The sequence below is a fragment of the Arthrobacter sp. ES3-54 genome (genome assembly GCF_029504395.1).
In the GTDB taxonomy this organism is placed as follows: Bacteria; Actinomycetota; Actinomycetes; order Actinomycetales; family Micrococcaceae; genus Arthrobacter.
In genome coordinates this window covers 27,239-46,553 of record NZ_JAQFIF010000009.1, presented here as the reverse complement: position 1 = coordinate 46,553, position 19,315 = coordinate 27,239, and the positions used below count along the sequence as shown (strand labels likewise).

General features: G+C 67.4%; 21 protein-coding genes. 13 read left to right on the top strand and 8 right to left on the bottom strand.

Translation table 11 applies throughout. The annotated features are described in order from the left end of the window. Positions 1 to 46 precede the first annotated feature (46 nt). From cmk to M2428_RS15535, 6 genes are all read right to left on the bottom strand, one after another. On the bottom strand, positions 47 to 790 hold the full coding sequence (cmk, locus tag M2428_RS15560; RefSeq protein WP_277526863.1) for a (d)CMP kinase: 744 nt from the start codon (positions 788 to 790) through the stop codon (positions 47 to 49). Next, a complete protein-coding gene (locus M2428_RS15555) occupies positions 790 to 1,899 on the bottom strand; it encodes a prephenate dehydrogenase (protein WP_277526862.1) in 1,110 nt (369 codons plus the stop codon). Before M2428_RS15555 ends, cmk begins: the two co-directional genes overlap by 1 nt. A gap of 2 nt (positions 1,900 to 1,901) precedes the next feature. Further along, entirely contained in the window at positions 1,902 to 3,209 is a 1,308-nt protein-coding gene (locus tag M2428_RS15550) for a pseudouridine synthase (RefSeq protein WP_277526861.1), read from the bottom strand. Positions 3,210 to 3,319: 110 nt separating this feature from the next. Continuing rightward, complete coding sequence (locus M2428_RS15545) at positions 3,320 to 3,982, bottom strand: SMC-Scp complex subunit ScpB (RefSeq protein WP_277526860.1); 663 nt, start codon at positions 3,980 to 3,982, stop codon at positions 3,320 to 3,322. A gap of 8 nt (positions 3,983 to 3,990) precedes the next feature. Beyond that, the gene (locus tag M2428_RS15540; RefSeq protein ID WP_277526859.1) at positions 3,991 to 4,947 is read right to left on the bottom strand and encodes a ScpA family protein; all 957 of its coding nucleotides are present in this window, start codon (positions 4,945 to 4,947) and stop codon (positions 3,991 to 3,993) included. Positions 4,948 to 4,991: 44 nt separating this feature from the next. Next, entirely contained in the window at positions 4,992 to 5,891 is a 900-nt protein-coding gene (locus tag M2428_RS15535) for an AAA family ATPase (RefSeq protein ID WP_090583539.1), read from the bottom strand. 368 nt (positions 5,892 to 6,259) lie between these two features. Between M2428_RS15535 and M2428_RS15530 the strand changes: the two genes are divergently transcribed. Continuing rightward, entirely contained in the window at positions 6,260 to 6,589 is a 330-nt protein-coding gene (locus M2428_RS15530) for a hydrogenase maturation nickel metallochaperone HypA (protein WP_277526857.1), read from the top strand. A gap of 65 nt (positions 6,590 to 6,654) precedes the next feature. On the opposite strand, the gene M2428_RS15525 is transcribed toward M2428_RS15530, so the two are convergent. After that, positions 6,655 to 6,786: a hypothetical protein gene (locus M2428_RS15525; RefSeq protein WP_277526856.1), complete on the bottom strand. Its 132-nt coding sequence runs from the start codon at positions 6,784 to 6,786 to the stop codon at positions 6,655 to 6,657. 27 nt (positions 6,787 to 6,813) lie between these two features. On the opposite strand from M2428_RS15525, the gene hypB reads away from it, so the two are divergent. The 9 genes from hypB to M2428_RS15480 all read left to right on the top strand — a co-directional run bounded on the left by hypB (position 6,814) and on the right by M2428_RS15480 (position 15,304). Further along, a complete protein-coding gene (gene hypB, locus M2428_RS15520; protein WP_277526855.1) occupies positions 6,814 to 7,497 on the top strand; it encodes a hydrogenase nickel incorporation protein HypB in 684 nt (227 codons plus the stop codon). 56 nt (positions 7,498 to 7,553) lie between these two features. Beyond that, positions 7,554 to 8,612, top strand: coding sequence for a hydrogenase expression protein HypE (locus tag M2428_RS15515; RefSeq protein WP_026538777.1), 1,059 nt, complete (start codon positions 7,554 to 7,556; stop codon positions 8,610 to 8,612). Positions 8,613 to 8,637: 25 nt separating this feature from the next. Then, on the top strand, positions 8,638 to 10,431 hold the full coding sequence (locus tag M2428_RS15510) for a nickel-dependent hydrogenase large subunit (protein WP_277526854.1): 1,794 nt from the start codon (positions 8,638 to 8,640) through the stop codon (positions 10,429 to 10,431). Positions 10,432 to 10,437: 6 nt separating this feature from the next. Further along, positions 10,438 to 11,415: a NifU family protein gene (locus M2428_RS15505; RefSeq protein WP_277526853.1), complete on the top strand. Its 978-nt coding sequence runs from the start codon at positions 10,438 to 10,440 to the stop codon at positions 11,413 to 11,415. Beyond that, positions 11,412 to 12,143, top strand: coding sequence for a DUF5947 family protein (locus M2428_RS15500; RefSeq protein WP_277526852.1), 732 nt, complete (start codon positions 11,412 to 11,414; stop codon positions 12,141 to 12,143). Before M2428_RS15505 ends, M2428_RS15500 begins: the two co-directional genes overlap by 4 nt. After that, a complete protein-coding gene (locus M2428_RS15495; protein WP_277526851.1) occupies positions 12,136 to 12,777 on the top strand; it encodes a DUF6084 family protein in 642 nt (213 codons plus the stop codon). Before M2428_RS15500 ends, M2428_RS15495 begins: the two co-directional genes overlap by 8 nt. Continuing rightward, the gene (locus M2428_RS15490; RefSeq protein WP_277526850.1) at positions 12,774 to 14,321 is read left to right on the top strand and encodes a hypothetical protein; all 1,548 of its coding nucleotides are present in this window, start codon (positions 12,774 to 12,776) and stop codon (positions 14,319 to 14,321) included. The genes M2428_RS15495 and M2428_RS15490 overlap by 4 nt, the downstream gene beginning before the upstream one ends. Before the next feature lie 125 nt (positions 14,322 to 14,446). Further along, the gene (locus M2428_RS15485) at positions 14,447 to 15,019 is read left to right on the top strand and encodes a hydrogenase maturation protease (RefSeq protein WP_277526849.1); all 573 of its coding nucleotides are present in this window, start codon (positions 14,447 to 14,449) and stop codon (positions 15,017 to 15,019) included. A gap of 27 nt (positions 15,020 to 15,046) precedes the next feature. Then, positions 15,047 to 15,304 carry a HypC/HybG/HupF family hydrogenase formation chaperone gene (locus M2428_RS15480; RefSeq protein ID WP_091564422.1) on the top strand — a complete coding sequence of 86 codons (258 nt, stop codon included), beginning with the start codon at positions 15,047 to 15,049 and terminating at the stop codon, positions 15,302 to 15,304. Between the two features lie 15 nt (positions 15,305 to 15,319). Here the strand turns inward: M2428_RS15480 and M2428_RS15475 are convergent, their stop codons facing one another. Further along, complete coding sequence (locus M2428_RS15475; protein ID WP_277526942.1) at positions 15,320 to 16,090, bottom strand: DUF6390 family protein; 771 nt, start codon at positions 16,088 to 16,090, stop codon at positions 15,320 to 15,322. Positions 16,091 to 16,285: 195 nt separating this feature from the next. Here M2428_RS15475 and M2428_RS15470 point away from each other — a divergent pair, with 195 nt between their 5' ends. From M2428_RS15470 to M2428_RS15460, 3 genes are read left to right on the top strand one after another with little or no spacing between them, the layout of a single operon-like run. Continuing rightward, positions 16,286 to 17,467, top strand: coding sequence for an ABC transporter substrate-binding protein (locus tag M2428_RS15470; RefSeq protein ID WP_277526848.1), 1,182 nt, complete (start codon positions 16,286 to 16,288; stop codon positions 17,465 to 17,467). Further along, a complete protein-coding gene (locus M2428_RS15465) occupies positions 17,457 to 18,533 on the top strand; it encodes an iron ABC transporter permease (RefSeq protein ID WP_277526847.1) in 1,077 nt (358 codons plus the stop codon). Before M2428_RS15470 ends, M2428_RS15465 begins: the two co-directional genes overlap by 11 nt. Continuing rightward, complete coding sequence (locus M2428_RS15460; protein ID WP_277526846.1) at positions 18,526 to 19,275, top strand: ABC transporter ATP-binding protein; 750 nt, start codon at positions 18,526 to 18,528, stop codon at positions 19,273 to 19,275. The genes M2428_RS15465 and M2428_RS15460 overlap by 8 nt, the downstream gene beginning before the upstream one ends. Positions 19,276 to 19,315: the final 40 nt, after the last annotated feature.

The window sequence follows — 19,315 nt, the reverse complement described above, 5'->3', positions numbered from 1 at the left end:
GCCGGGCACGGAGGCGTGCACGCTCGCCGGCCGTCCGGTGCGCCCCTCAGTCACCGTGGATGGCCCGGCGTGGAACGGCAGTGTGGTTGACCACGGTTTCGACGATGTCGAGGGCGGCCTGAACCGTCTCGTCAAAGTCCAGCTCCGAGGAGTCCAGGGTGACGACGCCGTCGGCGGCCGTGGTGAAGTTCACAACTGTGGAGTCCTTGGCATCGCGGTGCGTGACCTGGGCTGCCAGCTGCTCGGCATTCTGGCTCCCGCCCAGCTGGATGCCGCGGCGGCGCAGCCGTGCTTCCTCGCTCGCGGTCAGCAGCATCCGCACCTCGGCATGGGGCGCGACGACGGTGGTGATGTCCCGGCCCTCGACCACCATGCGGCGGTGGTGCCTTTCGATCAGCTCGCGCTGCCGGCGGATCAGTTCCGTACGCGCGCCCAGGGTGGTGGCAACGGCACTGACCGCCGCGGAAATGGCGGGTTCACGGATGGCCAAAGTGACATCGTGCCCGCCGACGCGGACGTACTCTTCCTGCGGGCTCGTGCTGATGTCCAGCGGCAGCGCCTCGGCCGCGACCTCGACGGCCGAGGCGTCGTCCAGGTCCGTGCCGTTCTCCAGGCAGAACCACGTCAGGGCACGGTACATTGCTCCGGTGTCGAGGTAGGCCAGTTTGAGCCGGCGGGCCACCTCTTTGCTGACGCTGGATTTGCCGGAGCCGGAGGGGCCGTCGATGGCGACCACTAGGCTTTTTCCGGGGCGGAGCACGTCCACGGTCTCGATGAGTTCCTGGGTCATTACTGGAGTACCTGCCATCCGCGGTCGTTGAGGGCTTCGATCAAAAGGTCGTGTTTGTTGGGCAGAACGGAAATTTCCACCATGCCCACATTCTGTCCCGAGGAGTGGTCCAGGCGGAGGTCCTCGACGTTGACGCCGATCTCGCCGATCTCGGTCAGCAGCTTCGCGATCTGTCCGGGCGTGTCATCCACCAGGACCGTCAGCCACGCGTAGGCCTGCGGGGGTCCACCGTGCTTGCCCGGGATCCGGGACTGGCCGGCATTGCCCTCGCTGAACAGCTGGGCAAGGTCCAGCCGGGCCCCGGGAGCCGTCGGGGCCTCCAGGGTGCCGATCAGCCGGTTGAGGTCCTCACGGACTCCGTGCAGGATCTCCACCACCTTGTCCGCGTTCGCGCCCAGGATCTGCACCCAGAGCGTGGGATCGCTCGCGGCGATCCGGGTGACGTCCCGGAGCCCGTTTCCCGCCAGGGACAGGGCGTGCAGGGGTGTGCCCTGCAGGCGGCTGGCCACGAGCGAGGACATCACCTGCGGCAGGTGTGAGACGAGCGCCACGGCTTCGTCGTGTTCGGCAGCGGCGAATTCGGATACGACGGCGCCGAGGTCGCCGGCCAGCGCACGCGCCACCTGCAGTGACTCCGGCAGAGTCTCTTCCGCCGGGCACACGACCCACGGCATGGACGTGAACAGCTCGCCGCGGGCAGCGACGGGACCGGATTTCTCCCGCCCGGCCATGGGGTGAGTCCCCACGTAGCGGCCCAGGTCAGCGCCGCGGCTGCGGAGATCGGCCAGGATGCCTGCCTTGACACTCGCGATGTCCACCACGACGGCGTGCGGGTAGTCCCGGAGCGCGTTGGCAACGACGTCCGCCGTGACATCCGGCGGCGCAGCCACTACGACGAGCTCCGGCTGGTCCGCGTTCAGGCGCGCCAAGGGCAGGCCGGCGCCGATGTCTACGGCGACGGCCTGGTTGGTCGGCGAGGGATCAGAGAGGAACACAACGACACCGCGCCCCCGCAGCCCCAGCCCGATGCTGGTGCCCAGAAGCCCGGAGCCCAAGACGACCACCGGGCCGTTCAGGTGGCCGCGGCCGTGCGCGCGGAAGGCGGACACGCTTACAGCCCCACGGATGCCAGCAGGTGGCCGACTTCCTGCTTGCCGAGGTTGCGGATGCTGCCCTGGCGCTGGTCGCCCAGCCCGATGGGGCCAACCTTGACGCGTACCAGGCGCAGTACGGGGAACCCGACGGCGTCGAACATGCGCCGGACGATCCGGTTCTTGCCCGAGTGCAGCACGACCTCGATCAGCACGTGGCCGGGGGTCGAGTCGACGAGCTTGAAGGAGTCCACCGAGGCGATACCGTCCTCGAGCTCGACGCCGGCCTTGAGTTCGGCGCCGATGCCCTGCGGGAACGGCCCGCGGACCTGCACGAGGTAGGTTTTGGGCACTTCATAGGACGGGTGGGTCAGGCGGTTGGCGAGCTCGCCGTCGTTCGTCAGGAGCAGCAGCCCTTCCGTGGCGACGTCGAGCCGGCCCACGTGGAAGAGGCGTTCGCCGTGGTGGTTGCGGACGAAGTCGCTGATGCACGGGCGGCCGTCCGGGTCCTCCATGGTGGAGACAACGCCCTTGGGCTTGTTGAAGACCATGTAGACCATATTCTCGTCCAGCTGGATGCGCAGACCGTCGACGTGGATCACTGCCGACTTCGGGTCGACGCGCACGCCGAGCTCGGTGACCACCTGGCCGTCGACCTCGACGCGGCCCTCGGCGATCATTTCCTCGCAGACCCGCCGTGAGGCGACCCCGGCGGAGGCCATGACCTTCTGGAGGCGGGTGCCGTCGGCGTCGTGCAACTCAGACTGCGGCACCTCGCGGCGCGGTCCGCGGTTGCGGGCGGGCTTGCGCACCGGTCCGAGGTTCTGGCCGAAGCGTTCGCTGCCGAAGGCGCGGGGACCGGCGAATTTGGCGGCACCGGTGCGCGGCTTGGGCTTGAGGGCACCGGGGGTGCCGGGGGCCTTGCCGAAGCCGGGCTTGCGGGCGGCTGCCTTGCGGGCTGCTTCCTTGCCGGAGGGCGCCTTGGACTTCCAGTCAGCGGAAGCCGGGCGGGCAGCCGACGGCGCGCCGTCGGGACCCTGCAGGTCCGGATCGACGAAGGCCTCTTCGCGAGGCTTGGGGTGCTTGAAGGGGCGGTCTCCGCCGCCCTTGAATCCGGCTCCTCCGGTGCGGCTTCCGCCGCCCTGGGCGCCGCGGCCTGAGCCGCCCTTGTAGTCGGCTCCGCCGCTGCGGCCCGAACCGCCCTGTGCGCCGCGGCCTGAGCCCTGACCTCTGCTTTGTCCGGCACTGCTTTGTCCGGCACTGCTTTGTCCGGCACTGTTACGTCCCGAACTGTTACGTGGTGAACCCTGGCGTCCCGCCTGTGTCATGACCCGTCCTTCGTTTGTTGGCCGACGGCCGCTGTCTCCCGACAACACCCGCCGACGGGGCAAAATGATTCTGCCCTGGTGGATACTCGTGCGCAGGCAGTTGTTCCTGCCTACATTCTTCCAGCGTCGTAAAACTCTTCGATGCCTTCAAGCCCCGGAAGGTGGGGTGAAAGCTGCGGCAATTCCGCCACCGAGCCGATTCCCATTCGCTCCAGGAAATACGACGTCGTGCGGTACAGGATTGCTCCGGATTCGGGATCGGTTCCCGAATCCTCGATCAGCCCCCGCTGCGTCAGCGTCCGCACGACAGAGTCAACATTGACTCCTCGAATTGCAGATACCCGCGCCCTTGATACGGGCTGGCGGTAAGCGATGACGGCGAGCGTTTCGAGCGCCGCCTGCGTCAGCCTGGCTGTCTGTCCTTCCAGCACAAATCCGCCGACGATATCGGCGAATTCAGCGCGGGAATAGATCCGCCAGCCTCCGGCGATATTCCGCAATTCAAAACCCCGGGCGGTGGCGCTGAAGCCGTTGAAACTGGCATCGTCCACATCCGGGGCATTAACAGTATAACCGTTATACTCCCGCTGCAGTTCCTCCAGCAGACCCTCGACGACGTCGACCGTCAGGTCCAGTCCGGCGGCGAGGGCCGTGGCTGTGGCCGGTTCGTCGATCACCATCAGGACGGCTTCGAGGGCCGCGCGGGCCCCACCGGGCAGGTTCGCGACGTCCGGCCGCGTGTCCGGCCCGGCGTCCGGATCGGCGTCCGGCAATCGTTCGTTCACGGCTTGTCCTCGTATTCTTCACTCAGGTTTTCGCTGCTCCACCCGTGGGAATCGGCCGTCCAGTGCACGGTCAGGTCGCCCAGCGGCAGCAACTGGTCAAAGCCCACCACGCGGTCGCGGAACAGCTCCAGCAACGCAAGGAACCGCGCCACCACCACCAGCGTGGATTCGGCGTCGGCGATCAGCGCCCGGAACGTCAGCGGCGTCCCCAGCCGCAAGCGGTTCCCCAGCAACTCGGCCTGCTCCTTGACGCTCACGGGCGTACCGTGCAGGTGCGCAAGGCCAACTTCCGTGGGGGCTGCCTCCTTCGGTTTGAGGGCCGCCTCGGCCAGGGACGCGAACTGCTCCGGGGTGTGCCGCCAAAGGAGTTCCGGAAGCAGGGCAGCGAAGTGTCCCTCCAGGGCAACCTGTCGGGGATACCGCCGGGCTTCAAGCTCAAGCGTGGAGCCGATCATGCCGGCCACGTGCTTGAACGCCTTGTACTGCAACAACCGGGCGAACAGGAGATCCCGGGCTTCCAGCAGGGCAATGTCCTCTTCGTCCTCAACCTCGCCTGCGGGCAGCAGCCGGGCCGCTTTGAGGTCCAGGAGCGTGGCCGCAATCACCAGGAATTCGCTGGCTTCATCCAGCGCCCATTCCTCCCCCAGCTGCTGCAGGCCCCGGATGTACTTGATGAATTCGTCCGTGACCGTGGACAGCGCCACCTCGGTGATGTCCAGCTGGTGTTTGGAGATCAGGCCGAGCAGGAGGTCGAACGGGCCGGTGAAGTTGGCGAGCCGCACTTCGAATCCGGGCTTCTTCCCGGACGGCGCTGGGAGGTCAGGTGCTGGGAGGTCAGGTGCAGGGAGGTCAGATGCTGCGGCGACGCCAGGCACTGCCGGGACGGCCGGGCCTGGGGACTGCGCGGAATCCGCGCGTGTGTCGAGCTCCACAGGCGTGTCGAGTACGGGCATGTGGAGATCCGCTGGCGGAGCGGAGGCGCCTGCCACGATCCTGGCTAGGGCGCGCCGCCGCGCGAGATCAGCTCTTTGGCCAGGCGGCGGTAGGCGTCGGCACCGACGTGGTTGCCCGCGTAGGTGGTGATGGGCTCGGCGGCAACCGTGGCGTCGGCAAACTTGATGGAGCGCTTGATGACCGTTTCGAAGACCTTGTCACCGAAGGCCTCCACCAGGCGGGCGATCACTTCGCGCCCGTGCAGGGTCCTGGCGTCGTACATCGTGGCGAGCACGCCGTCGACCTGCAGGCGCGGGTTGAGGCGGTCCTGGACCTTGTCGATGGTTTCCACGAGCAGCGCCACGGCGCGCAGGGCGAAGAATTCACAGATCAGCGGGATGATGACGCCGTGGGCGGCGGTCAGCGCGTTGACGGTGAGGAGCCCGAGTGAGGGCTGGCAGTCGATCAGGACGACGTCGTAGTCGTCCTCGACCTTTTTCAGCGCCCGGTCCAGGACCTGCTCGCGGGCCACTTCGTTGACCAGCTGCACCTCGGCGGCGGAGAGGTCGATGTTGGCAGGGAGCAGATCCACGTTTTCCACGCCGGTCTTCTGGATGGCGTCGCGGATGTCCACCTTGCGGTCCATCAGCACGTTATACACGGTGAGATCGAGCTCATGCGGGTTCGTGCCCAGGCCGGCGGACAAGGCGCCCTGCGGATCGAAGTCCACCAGGAGCACGCGGCGGCCGTATTCGGCCAGGGCTGCGGCGAGGTTGATCGTGGACGTGGTCTTGCCCACCCCGCCCTTCTGGTTCACCATGGCGATGACCCGCGCAGGACCGTGGGAAGACAGCGGTGCGGGCTCCGGAAAGTCGCGATGGGGCCGCCCGGTGGGGCCCATGACGGCGTCTTCCAGGTCGAGTTCGGTGCCTTCCAGAGTTGCTGAACCCTGCTCGCTGCTCACGTATCTATCCACACTTTCGATGACGGTGATTGTCGTGCTTCATATTGCGCCTCCGGGCTTCCAGAACCCAGCGCGTTCCTCCCAAGGTTACAGCGCCCGACACGGTATTCGCCGGACCTTGACACCGGGGCGGGCGCTGTGCCTTGACGTTCTGGTTGAAGTCGAAGGTTGCACCCCCGGCCGGGCACGGCGGCCGGAGCACGCCGGCAGCTGTGTCGGGAGCCGCTAAGGGAGGCGGCAGCCGCGGCCGGCAGGCGCGGCGACCGGCGCGGCGACCGGCGGCTGCGACCCTTTCGCGGGCGTATTGCAGGCGTATTGAAGTTTGTACCCCGCGGGCCTACATTGAAACGACGAGGTGGCCACGGCTCATGCACGAACTTGCGATTACCCAAGGTCTTGTGGAGGCGGTCCTGAACCGGACCGGCGACCGCCCCGTCACGGGCGTTAACCTGCGGATTGGCCCCTTGAGCGGCGTCCTGCCGGATGCCGTGCGCTTTTGCTTCGAAGTCGTTTCAGCTGACACGCCGCTGGCCGGCGCAGCCCTCACGATCGATGAGTCCGAGGGCCGGGCCAGGTGCCGAAGCTGCCGCGACGAATTCGTCCTTGAGGACATGTTTCTGCTCTGTCCGTGCGGCAGTGCCGATGTCGAAATCGTCAGTGGCCGGGAACTCGTGGTCACCTCGGTGGAGGTTGCGTAGACATGTGTGCGACGTGCGGATGCGGCGACGACGCCGGGACCAGGGTTTCCGACGTCGACGGAACGTTACACCCCCTTGCAGCCCCGCACGAGCATCCGCATCCCCACGATCACAACCACGGGCACGAACACACCCACGATCACGAACATCCTCACGATCACGAACATCCGCACGATCACGACCACGGGCACAGCCACGCGCCGGACGGACGGACCATCATTTCTTTGGAGGAGAATCTTCTCGCCAAGAATGACCTCCTGGCCGCACGCAACCGGGGATGGCTGGAAGGACGCGGCATTCGGGCCTTCAATGTCATGAGTTCCCCCGGGGCCGGCAAGACCACGCTCCTGGTGCGGACCATCCGGGAACTGGCCGGGGAACTGGACATCGGTGTTATCGAAGGGGACCAGGAGACCTCCCTGGACGCCGACCGGATCCGGTCCACGGGGCGGCCGGTGATCCAAATCAACACCGGCGCAGGCTGCCATCTGGATGCCGGGATGCTGCAGCGGGCCCTGGACGCGCTGGACCCGGCACCCGGTTCCACAGTCTTCATCGAAAACGTGGGCAACCTGGTGTGCCCGGCATTGTTCGACCTCGGCGAATCGGCCAGGGTCGTTGTGATCTCAGTTACGGAGGGCGATGACAAACCGCAGAAATACCCCCACATGTTCCTGGCTGCCGACCTGGTGATCATCAACAAGGCAGACCTGCTCCCCTATGTGGAGTTCGACGTCGAGCGCTGCGTGCGCCAGGCGCGCCGGCTAAATCCCGGCGTCGACGTCCTGACCCTGTCAGCTACCACCGGCGACGGCATGGATGGCTGGCTGGAGTGGATCCGGAAGAATCCCCACCTGGCGGCGGCCGCCGCCGGGAGCGCGCCGCGCTCCGGTGGACTACGCGTTTGACCTGCTGACGCAACATTGGAGCCGCAGCCGCAGGGCGGGCCCCGAAGGAGGCAATGATGCCTACAGCTACTGCATTGAAAGCGGAAGAAACTTTGATCCACGTGTTGTGGATCAACGCCGGACTCAGCTGCGACGGTGACTCCGTGGCCCTGACGGCTGCAACCCAGCCAAGTGTCGAGGAGATAGCCCTCGGGGCCCTTCCCGGACTTCCCAAAATCGCCATGCACTGGCCGCTGATCGACTTCGAATGCGGCCCGCAGCAGGGGGCCGACGACTTCCTCGAGTGGTTCCGCAAGGCGGATCGCGGCGAGCTGGAACCGTTCGTGCTGGTGGTGGAGGGGTCCATCCCGAATGAGAAGCTCCACGCCGCGGGTGGCTACTGGGCGGCCTTCGGCAACAACCTCGACACCGGACAGCCGATCACCACCAGCGAGTGGCTGGACCGGCTGGCCCCGAAGGCGACGGCCATCATCGCGGCGGGGACCTGTGCGACGTACGGCGGCATCCATGCCATGGCCGGAAACCCCACCGGGGCCATGGGCGTGCCCGACTATCTCGGGTATGACTGGCGGTCCAAGGCCGGAATCCCGATCGTGTGCGTCCCGGGCTGCCCCATCCAGCCCGACAACCTGTCCGAGACAATGACGTATCTGCTGTACCAGGCCACCGGGCAGGCACCCATGATTCCCCTTGACGAGGCGCTCCGGCCAACGTGGCTGTTCGGCCAGACCGTGCACGAGGGATGCGACCGCGCGGGATATTACGAACAGGGCGACTTCGCCACGGAATACGGGTCCCCGAAGTGCATCGTCAAACTCGGCTGCTGGGGACCTGTGGTCAAGTGCAACGTCCCCAAGCGTGGCTGGATGAACGGAATCGGCGGCTGCCCGAACGTGGGCGGCATCTGCATCGGCTGCACGATGCCGGGATTCCCGGACAAGTTCATGCCGTTCATGGACGAACCTCCCGGCGGCAAACTGTCTACCGCGTCGGTCATGCCCTACGGCAAGACCATCAGGACACTGCGGAACATCACGAAGCACACGCTGGACCAGGAACCACGCTGGCGCAAACCCGGTAATGATCTGCTGACCGGCGCCAAGCGGACCTGGTAGGGACGCTAAGCAGAGAGGCAATGCAATGACTTCGACGATTCCGATGCCCTCGGCGGATGGTTCCGCGGGCGAGAACCTGGTGGAGATGGCCTGGGATCCGATCACGAGGATCGTCGGCAGCCTCGGCATCTATACCAAGGTCGACTTCAAGAACAATCAAGTGGTGGAATGCCACAGCACGTCATCGATCTTCCGCGGCTATTCCATCTTCATGCGCGGCAAGGACCCCCGGGACGCCCACTTCATCACGAGCCGGATCTGCGGAATCTGCGGCGACAACCATGCCACCTGCTCCTGTTACGCGCAGAACATGGCCTACGGGGTGAAGCCGCCGCACCTCGGCGAATGGATCGTGAACCTGGGCGAGGCTGCCGAGTACATGTTCGACCACAACATCTTCCAGGAGAATCTGGTCGGCGTTGACTACTGCGAGAAGATGATCTCCGAAACCAACCCCTCGGTGCTCGCCAGAGCCGAGAACACGCCGGCCCCGCACGCGGGCGAGCACGGCTACCGCACCATCGCTGACATCATGCGCTCGTTGAACCCGTTCACCGGGGAGTTCTACCGCGAGGCACTGCAGGTCAGCCGGATGACCCGGGAAATGTTCTGCCTGATGGAGGGCCGGCATGTCCATCCCTCCACGCTTTACCCCGGCGGCGTGGGCACCGTGGCCACCATCCAGCTGATGACGGACTACCTCACCCGGCTCATGCGGTACGTGGAGTTCATGAAGAAGGTCGTGCCGATGCACGATGACCTCTTCGATTTCTTCTATGAGGCCCTGCCCGGCTACGAGCAGGTGGGACTGCGGCGCACCCTGCTGGGCTGCTGGGGCTCCTTCCAGGATCCGGAGTTCTGCAATTTCGCCTACAAGGACATGACGGAGTGGGGCCGGAAGATGTTCGTGACCCCCGGCGTCGTGGTGGACGGCAAGCTCGTGACCACGGACCTGGTGCGGATCAACCTGGGGATCCGGATCATGCTGGGCTCGTCGTACTACGAGGACTGGGGCGACCAGGAAATGTTCGTCACCCGCGATCCGCTGGGCAACCCGGTGGACCGCCGGCACCCCTGGAACCAGCACACCAACCCGCGGCCGCAGAAGCGCGACCTGGAGGACAAGTACAGCTGGGTCATGTCACCGCGGTGGTCTGACGGCCAAAACAACCTGGCGCTCGATACCGGCGGCGGCCCGCTGGCCCGGCTCTGGTCGACCGCCCTCGCGGGACTGGTCGACACCGGCTACCTGAAGTCAACGGGCAGCAGCGTCCAGATCGAGCTGCCCAAGACTGCGCTGAAGGGCCCGGTGACCCTGGAGTGGAAGATCCCGCAGTGGAGCAACACACTGGAGCGCAACCGTGCGCGGACCTATTTCCAGGCCTACGCAGCCGCCGCGGCACTGCACTTCGCCGAAAAGGCCCTCGAGGAGATCCGGGCGGGCCGCACCAAGACCTGGGAGTCCTTTGAGGTGCCGGACGAAGCCATCAGCTGCGGGTTCACGGAAGCCGTCCGCGGCGTGCTCTCACACCACATGGTGATCCGCGACGGCAAGATCGCCAACTACCATCCCTACCCGCCGACGCCGTGGAACGCCAGCCCGCGCGACTCCGAGGGAACACCGGGCCCCTACGAGGACGCGGTGCAAGGCCAGCCCATCTTCGAGGAGAACGACCGCGATCATTTCAAGGGCATCGACATCATGCGCACCGTCCGGAGCTTCGACCCCTGCCTGCCGTGCGGCGTCCACATGTACCTAGGGGACGGGCAGACGCTGGACCTGCTGCACTCGCCTACGCAGTCGCTCACCGGTGAGTAGCCCGCCATGGACCGGGAGAATCTGTTGGGCTCGGCAGGTGAACGGATCAGTTCGCTCCTCGATGCGCTGGGTTCCGGCGGTCCTGTGGCCCGGGACCGGGCAGAGGAACTGATCCGGCAGGTAACGGAGCTGTACGGCGCCGGGCTGGAACGAATCCTGCAGGTGCTGGATTCCCAAGGTGTGCTCGGCCCCGGAACGGTGTCCGCCCTCACGTCCGACCCGTTGGTGTCAGGCCTGCTGCTGATCCACGGGCTGCATCCCGTGGACCTGCCCGGGAGGGTCGCGGGAGCCCTCGACTCCGTCCGGCCCTACCTCGGCTCGCACGGCGGGGACGTGGAACTGCTCGGCATCAGCGAAGAAGGCGTGGTCCGGCTGAGGCTGCTGGGCAGCTGCCAGGGCTGTCCGTCGTCGTCGGTCACCCTCAAACTCGCCGTCGAGGACGCGATTGAAACCGCGGCGCCCGAGGTGACCGGCATCGAGGTGGAGGAGGCGGCCCCCGCCGCCGTTGCTGCCCTGATACCGGTTGGCGCCTTGCGCTCGAGGCTGGACGGGCTGGGCGGCCCGTCCGACGGCGGCCCGTCCGGCGCCGGCGCATCGGACTGGACGGCCCACGGAGCCGCCACGCCGGCCGCCGGCACGTGGCAGGCGGTCCCCGCCCTCGCTGAGCTGGAGTCCGGAGGCGTCGCGGGCTTCCTGGTGGCGGGCGTCGAGGTGCTCACGTGCCGGATCGGCCCGGACGTCTACGCGTTTGTGGACCGCTGCCCCCGTTGCACGCACTCCATGCCGGGCGCCTCGCTGCAGCGGGCGCTGGCGGCCCCGGTAGGCGGCGGGCTGCTGCGCTGCCCGCACTGCCGAAGCCACTTCGACGTCCGGAAGGCCGGGGCCTGCCTCGAGGACAAGGCGCTGCATCTCGATCCCCTTCCGCTGCTGCTCCGCGACGGTGTTCCCTCCGTGGCCGTCCCCACCACGGCGGAGCCGCTGTGACCAGCGGCAAGGGACCCGGCGGCGCCGGGATCAGCAGCGCCGGGATCAGCAGCGCCGGGATCAGCAGCGCGTCGGCGCTCTCCGTGTTGCGCAGGATAGCCTCCACCCGCCCGGCCCAGCCTGCCGGCGAGCGCTGCGAGATGTGCGCTGAGCCCATTGCGGAGGCCCACCAGCACGTGGTGGATCTGGAGAGCCGCTCCCTGCTGTGCACGTGCAGACCCTGCTATCTGCTGTTCACGGACTCGTCGGCCCATCTGCGCTACCGTTCCGTCCCTGACCGCTACCTTTCCTTCGAGCCCTTCGAACTCGGCCCAGCCCAATGGGACGAGCTGGAAATCCCGGTGGGACTGGCATTCTTCTTCTTCAACTCCGCTCTAGGCCGGACCGCTGCTTTCTATCCGAGCCCGGCGGGCGCCACGGAATCGGAACTTCCCCTGAACGCCTGGGCATCTGTCCAGGCCGCCAACCCGGCCATCACCGTGCTCGCCCCTGACACGGAGGCCCTGCTGATCCGCTCCCCCGGCCCCGACCGGGAGCGGGCGGACTGCCATCTGGTCCCTATCGATGCGTGCTACGAGCTGGTGGGCCACCTGCGGCGGGTGTGGAAGGGCTTCGACGGCGGCCAGGAGTCCCGCCAGGAGCTCGCCGGATTCTTCGACCGGATCAGCAGCCGCAGCAGGCCCGCCCCCGCTCCGGCCGCAGCAGACCCGGAGGGAAGCCATGGTTGACCTCGAATTCAGCGTGCTGGATATCGCCCCGGAGCTCTATGCGGCCGCGCCGCAGCTGACCGCGCGCCTGCGGATCCAGGAGCGAAGCGGCGCCGCCATCCACGCCATGGCCATGCGTTGCCAGGTGCGGATCCTGGCCCAGCGCCGCGCTTACGACGCCGACGAGGAAGCCGGGCTGCTGGAACTCTTCGGCAGCCGCGGGCGGTGGCCCACCACCCTCAAGCCATTCATGTGGATGCACAGCGGCGTCCTGGTCCAGGGATTTGCGGACAGCGTTGACGTTGATCTGCCGCTCCCCTGCACCTTCGATTTCGAGGTCTCCGCGGCGAAGTACCTGAACTCCCTGCGGGACGGGACTGTTCCGCTGGAGTTCCTCTTCTCCGGGACAGTATTCACGCGCGGCGCGGCGGGCTTCGGCGTCGAGCAGATCCCCTGGGACCGGGAAGCGCGGTACGCCCTGCCCGTGGCGGCCTGGCGCGCGCTGATGGACGCGTTCTTCCCGAACCAGGGATGGATCCGCCTGGACCGCGACGTCCTGGCTGCCCTGGCCAAATACAAGGCGGTCCACGGCCTGACGTCCTGGGAGGCCGCCATCGAAGGCCTGCTGGCCGGGGCGGGTGACCCGGTACCGTGAACGCCGGCCTCAGCCTGGCACGCGCCGTCGCCGACGCTGTCCTCTATGAGGGGTACCTCCTGTACCCGTACCGCGCCTCGTCCGCCAAGAACCAGGCGCGCTGGCAGTTCGGGGTGCTTGGGCCACCGGGCGCGGCAGCCGCGGGCGCCGGTGAAGAGCCGGACATAGCAGCGGACTGCCTCCTCGAGCCGGGACCCGCAGCCCGGGTGGACGTCCATCTGCGCTTCCTGCACCTGCAGACGCGGTCCGCCGAGCGCGCGGATGACGGCGGCTTCGCGCCTATCGAGGAACTGGTCGTCGGCGCGTCCCGCTGGCTCAGCTGGGATGAAGCAACGGATCAGGAGATCGCGCTCGGGCCCTACAGCCTCGGCCAGCTTGCCGCGGGCGTGCGCGCGCCGGTCAACGTCCCGGCGACCGAGGCCATCGAGCCCGTGCTGGACGCCGACGGCGCCACCGCCGGCAGGCTGGTGCGCCGGCGTCGGCAGCTCCGCGGCGAGCTGCGCCTGATGGCGACGCAAGTGCCGACGCAGATGCCGGCCGCTTCCGGCGCCGCGGACGTGCCGGCCCACGGTCCGCTCTGGCGGCTCAGGGTCACGGTCGAGAACACGGCCGCAGCCACAACCGATAAACATTCCGCCATCGAGCACTCGTTCATCGGAGCCCACGTCCTGCTCGCGGTCCACGATGCCGACTTCCTCTCGGTGATCGATCCACCGGAGTGGGCGTCGGCGGCGGCGGCTTCGTGCCGCCAGCACCGCTGCTGGCCCGTGCTCGCCGGTCCCGAGGGGCAGCGCGACGTCCTGTTGCTGTCCCCGATCATCCTTTATGACCATCCCGCGGTAGCGCCGGAGAGCACCGTGGAGCTGTTCGATGCGACGGAGATTGATGAAATCTTGACCCTGCGGGTGCTCACACTGACCGATGAGGAAAAGGCGGAGGCCCGGTCAACCGACGCCCGGGCGGCGGCGATCATCGAACGCTGCGAAAACATGACAGCCGAGGAGCTGCAGCAGTTGCACGGCATCCTGCGGAACCCGCACGCCGGTTCGCCGGGTGGACCCGGAACATCCGGGAACGGAGACTTCCCGGGCTTTGCCGTCCCGGAATATTCAGATTCGGAATTTTCCGTCCCTGAATATTCCGTTCCGGGCGACGGTGCTGTTGACGAGACCATCGACGAGACCACAGGCGAGACCACCGGCGCCGATACGCCGTGGTGGGATCCTGCCCGGGACGCCGCCGTCGATCCGGAATCGGACACCGTCTTCATCGACGGCGTCCCGGTCTCTCGCGGCAGCCGGGTGCGGGTTGTTCCGCTGCGCCGCGCCGATGCCCAGGACCTCTTCTTCGCCGGGAAATCGGGGCGCGTCACAGGAGTCCACTTCGACGTCGACGGCGGAACGCACGTCGCGGTGGTCCTCGAGGCCGACCCGGCGGCCGAACTGCAGGAATGGTACGGCCGGTACCTGTATTTCGCCCCCGAGGAGCTCGTGCCGCTCGCCGCGGCGCCGCCCCCGGATAACGGAAAGGAACCAACATCATGAAAGGTCTGGGCATCATGACCGTAGTGCTCCTGCTGGCCGCGGGCCTGGCAGCAGCCGTCGTCGGACTGCGTTCGATTCCCGACATCAAGCGCTACGTGCGAATTTCCAGGATGTGAGGCCCCGTTGTGAGCGGGGTTCTCGTGGCCGGTGTGGGGAACGTGTTCCTGAGCGACGACGGATTCGGACCGGCCGTCGCCCGCCGCCTGGCGGAGGAGGTGTCCGGCCTGCCCGGCTGGACGCCGGAGCAGGTGCAGGTGCGGGACTACGGGGTCCGCGGGCTGCACCTCGCCTACGATCTCCTGGACGGCGTGGATGCGCTGGTGCTCGTGGATGTGCTTCCGGCCCCGGCGGACGGGAGCACCAAGGCCGGAACGCTCCGAATCCTGAAGATCCGGGCGGAGGATCTGGAACCCGGCGGTCCGCTCACGCCGGCGGGCCTGCCGGTCAGCCCTGTATTCGATCCGCATGGCATGGACCCGCTGGCGGTCCTGCGCCGCCTCCGCGTCCTGGGCGGATCGCTGCCGGAGACCTACCTGGTGGGTTGCATCGCGGGGCGAACAGACGACGGCATGGAACTGTCCGAGGAAGTGTCCCGTGCCGTCCCCGCAGCCGTGGAGGCAGTGCGCACCCTGGTCACGGCCCGCATACCGTCCGCGGACGCAGCGACCGCGAGCGCGGGCCCAGATGCCGCAGGGTGAGAAGAACAGGCTGAGGAGGAAGCGCGGATGTGCTTGGGAATACCGGGCCGGATCATCGAAGTGATCGACGGCTATAACGGGCAACTGGCCCTCGTGGATGTGGCAGGCGTGCAGCGAAAGATCAACATCGGGCTCCTCGACGACGGTCCGTTGGAGAGCGGCACGTGGGTCCTGATCCACATGGGCTTCGCCCTGGAGCGGGTGGACCAGGAGGGCGCCGACCGTGCGATGACCGGACTGGAGCTCATGGGCCGGGGCCCGGACCCTACCGACACCGTCCCGTAGCCCTGCCCCCGCTCACTATTCCAGGGCAATCGCGGCGCCGCGGTGCTCCACGCCGGAGTTGGCGATCTTGAGGTGGCGGGCAAAGTAGTGCTGGAGCCGGTGGAGCTGGCCGGGCGTCAGGCGGTCGCATATCCAGTCCCAATGGAGGGACACCATGTCGCCCGCCGTGAGGTCAGCAATGAACCCGGTACCGGCCACGGCATACTTGGCCGTCTCGACCACCGGCTCGCCGAGCGAGAGCGCTATTCCGTCCCAGACCAGGGGCCGTGAGCGCACCAGGGCGTTGTCCCCTTCGACGGCCACCACTTCGCCCCACCGGATGCGGCACTGGTCAAGGACGTTCAGTGCCGTGGATGAGCGTCGATCATCGCGCAGGAGTCCGAGCCACGGATAGATTTCCAGCACATGGAAGCTGTGGTGCGGCACGCCGCCGGCGATGACCCCTTCCATCAGGTGCGGAAACTGATGGCCGGTCCGTGCGCGGAACCTGTCCTCCATGGAATTGCCGATGCTGCGCACACCCACGGAGTCCAGCAGCGCGTTTCCCACCCAGTAGGCCTCCACCACCCCGTAATCAAGCGGGTCCGGGTTGCCTGTGGCACCGGCGATGAGCTCCAGATACGGCCACGCACCGGCGAACCCCTTTGCAAGTTCGCGCAGGCCCGCGTCGGTCACCCCGGACTGGCCGTAGTGCAACAGCGCATCGCTGTCAGGCGGCCCGCAACTGCCCCGCGAATTCGGCGGATATGCGTACCGGACAAAGAGTTGAGCGCCATTGACGTACATCCCGTGGCCTCGTTTCACAGGGGATATGTGCGAGGCTAGCACCGCCCCCGGACCACTAACAATGCCCTCGATGCATGCATTGACACCCCTGCGCATTCGGCAGATGCTGTGAGGGAATGCCGTCCCGGAATCATTGGTGTTGCCGGCGCGGAGCGGATGGCCGCCCCTGTGCGGTCCCTCCCGGGAGGTAGGCCGATGAACATCCCCGAAGCCAACCGACGATCAGTACTGGCAGCGGCCCTCTACGGCGGAGGGGCGCTGTTCTTGGCTTCCTGCGCCGCCCCGGGAAGCACGTCGCCACAGTCCCAACCGGCAGGTACGGCACAGCCTGGGACGGCACCACCGGGTTCCGCCTCCGGTTCGGCCGGGATCCAGGTGACGGACCAGCGCGGAACCGTGCTGAGTTTCGAGCGCCCAGTCACCCGCGTAGTGACGATCCCCATGCCGGCCGCCTCCCTGCTGGTCGCCGTCGACCAGGGTGCAAGCCATCTCGCCGGGATGCACAACGCCTCCTGGGCCGCCATGCGCGACGGCATCATGGGCACCATGTACCCGGAGGCCCTGAATATTCCGCACGACATCGCCACGACCGATTTCACGCCCAATGTCGAGAGCATCCGGGCGCTGAACCCCGACGTCGTGGTCCAGTGGAGCGATGCCCAACTGACAGCTCCGCTGGAACAGGCAGGAATGAAAGTCCTGGGTATCACGAACTCCGGGACACAGCAGGACGTGGACACCTGGACCGCGCTCTTCGCGACGATGCTGGGGCAGCCGGACCGGGCTGTGCAGATGAAGGCGCGCAGTGACGAGCACCAGAAGTCCATTCAGGCCGAGGCCGCCTCCCGCGGCACCGGCGGCCCGGGCATCATCTACTTCAACAGGTTCAGTGGCGGGCTCAAGGTTGCCGGAAACGGCAGCTACAACGACTTCTACATCAAGCTCGTCGGAGCACACAATCCGGCAACCGGACCGCAGGGACTCCAAGGCAAGGGCATGGTGGGCGTGGACGTCGAACAGGTCCTGGCCTGGGATCCGGAGGTCATTTTGCTCGGGAATTTCGACGAAGCGATGCCCGGGGACCTCTACGGCAACCCGGTGTGGCAAAGCGTGTCCGCCGTGCGCTCCCGGCGTGTCTACAAGGTCCCGCTGGGCGGATACCGCTGGGATCCCCCCAGCCAGGAATCGCCGCTCATGTGGCGCTGGCTCAGCGACATCAGTTTCCCCTCCGGCAACCGGTCCGCGCTGCGGGACGAGACAAGCGACTACTTCGATTTCCTGTACCGCCACCGGCTATCAGCGCCGGAAATGGACAAGATCCTGTGGACTGAAGTCAATGGCGCCTCGGCCAACTACCGGCAGTTCGATGCTTCGTGAGGCCCAGCCTCTGACCACGGGATACCTTGGCGGCCGCCGGGGGCCAGGGCTGCGCCAGGTTCTCGGGCCATGCCTGCTCTCCCTGGCCGTCCTGGCCGCCGTGTCGGCGCTTGCACTCGCCAGCGGCCGCTACAACGTGTCCCTCGCCCATGTCGCGGAAATCCTGGCCTCCCGGGTATTTCCCTTCGGATCAAACCTGCCCGCGGCCGAGGAAAACGTGGTGCTGCTGGTCAGGTTGCCCAGGGTCCTGCTGGCCCTGCTGGTGGGTGGTGGCCTCGCAATCGGCGGGGCCGCGCTGCAGGCCGTGTTCCGCAATCCCCTGGTCAGCCCGGAGGTCATCGGCGTTTCATCCGGGGCCTCCTTCGGGGGTGCCCTGGCCCTGCTGCTGGGCCTGGGTCCCGTGGCCCTCGTCGGCGGATCCTTCGGCTTCGGGCTGCTGGCACTGGCCATCGTCTTCCTCATCACCTCCGGCCGGGGCGGCGCCCACATCCTCATGGTCGTCCTCGGGGGTATCGTCACGGCGTCGTTCTTCTCCGCTTTGGTGGCCCTGGTGACGTATCTGGCGGACCCGTTCACCACCCTTCCCGCGATCGTCTTCTGGCTGCTTGGCAGTGTTGCCACCGCTACCTGGGCGAAGGTGCTGGTGGCCTTCGTTCCGATCGCTGCCGGCGGCGTCGTCCTGCTGGCGCTGCGGTGGCGGGTCAATGTCCTCTCGCTCGGCGACGACGACGCCACGGCCCTGGGGCTCCGGCCGCGGCCGCTGCGCTGGACGGTCCTCTCCGCCGTGGCCCTCATGGTGGCCGGGGCTGTGGCCGTCAGCGGGGTTATCAGTTGGGTGGGGCTGGTCATTCCGCATCTGGCGCGGATGTGGGTGGGCCCGGACCACCGGGTCCTGCTGCCGGTCTCATTCCTGCTGGGCGGGGCTTACCTCGTCGCCATCGACACCATCGCGCGCACCGCCACGGCCGGCGAAATCCCGCTGGGTGTCCTCACCGCGCTGATCGGGGCACCGGTCTTTTTCGTGCTGTTGCGCCGGAACCGGGAGAGGATCTGGGACGGTGCTTGAGCTGCGCGGGGCCGGGTTTGGCTATTCACCGCAGAACTGGGTGTTCAAGGATCTGAGCTTCTCGGTGCCGCCGGGCACCGTGACTGCGGTCCTGGGGCCAAACGGCAGCGGCAAAACGACACTGGTGCGCTGCGCGGCCGGCCTGCTGGCCGTTCAGGAGGGGGCGGTGCGCAGGTCCGAGACGGCCGGCTACGTCCCCCAGGCCCGCGGCAGCACGTTCGGCTACTCGGCCCTGGACATGGTGGTCATGGGCCGCGCCCGCCACATCGGCGTCTTCCGCTCCCCCGGCACCCGGGACAGGGCTGCCGCGCTACAGGCCATGGACCGGGTGGGGGTCGCTGCCCTGGCCTACCGGCTGTTTCCCACCCTGAGCGGGGGCGAGCAGCAGCTGGTCCTCATTGCACGGGCCGTCGCGGGCGGTTCGCGGCTCCTTGTCCTGGACGAGCCGTCCACCGGGCTGGACCTGAAAAACCAGGTCCGGGTCCTTCAGCTCCTGAGGGAACTCGTGCGGACCGGGATGTCGCTGCTGGTGAGCACCCATCACCCGGACCACGCCCTGTTCCTCGCAGACTCGGTGGTCCTTATGGGCGCCGAGGGTGTGGTGACTGGGCCTGCCGGGCCGCTCCTCGCCGATGCGCAGCTCTCGGCCCTGTACGGCGTCCGCGTCAGCACCCTGAACTACGACGACGCCGGGACGCCCCGCCGGACGGTGGTCACCCCATTCGGCGCTGACGAGGGCTGAACCGAACGCCGAAGCGCCCGGCAGCTGAGCTGCCGGGCGC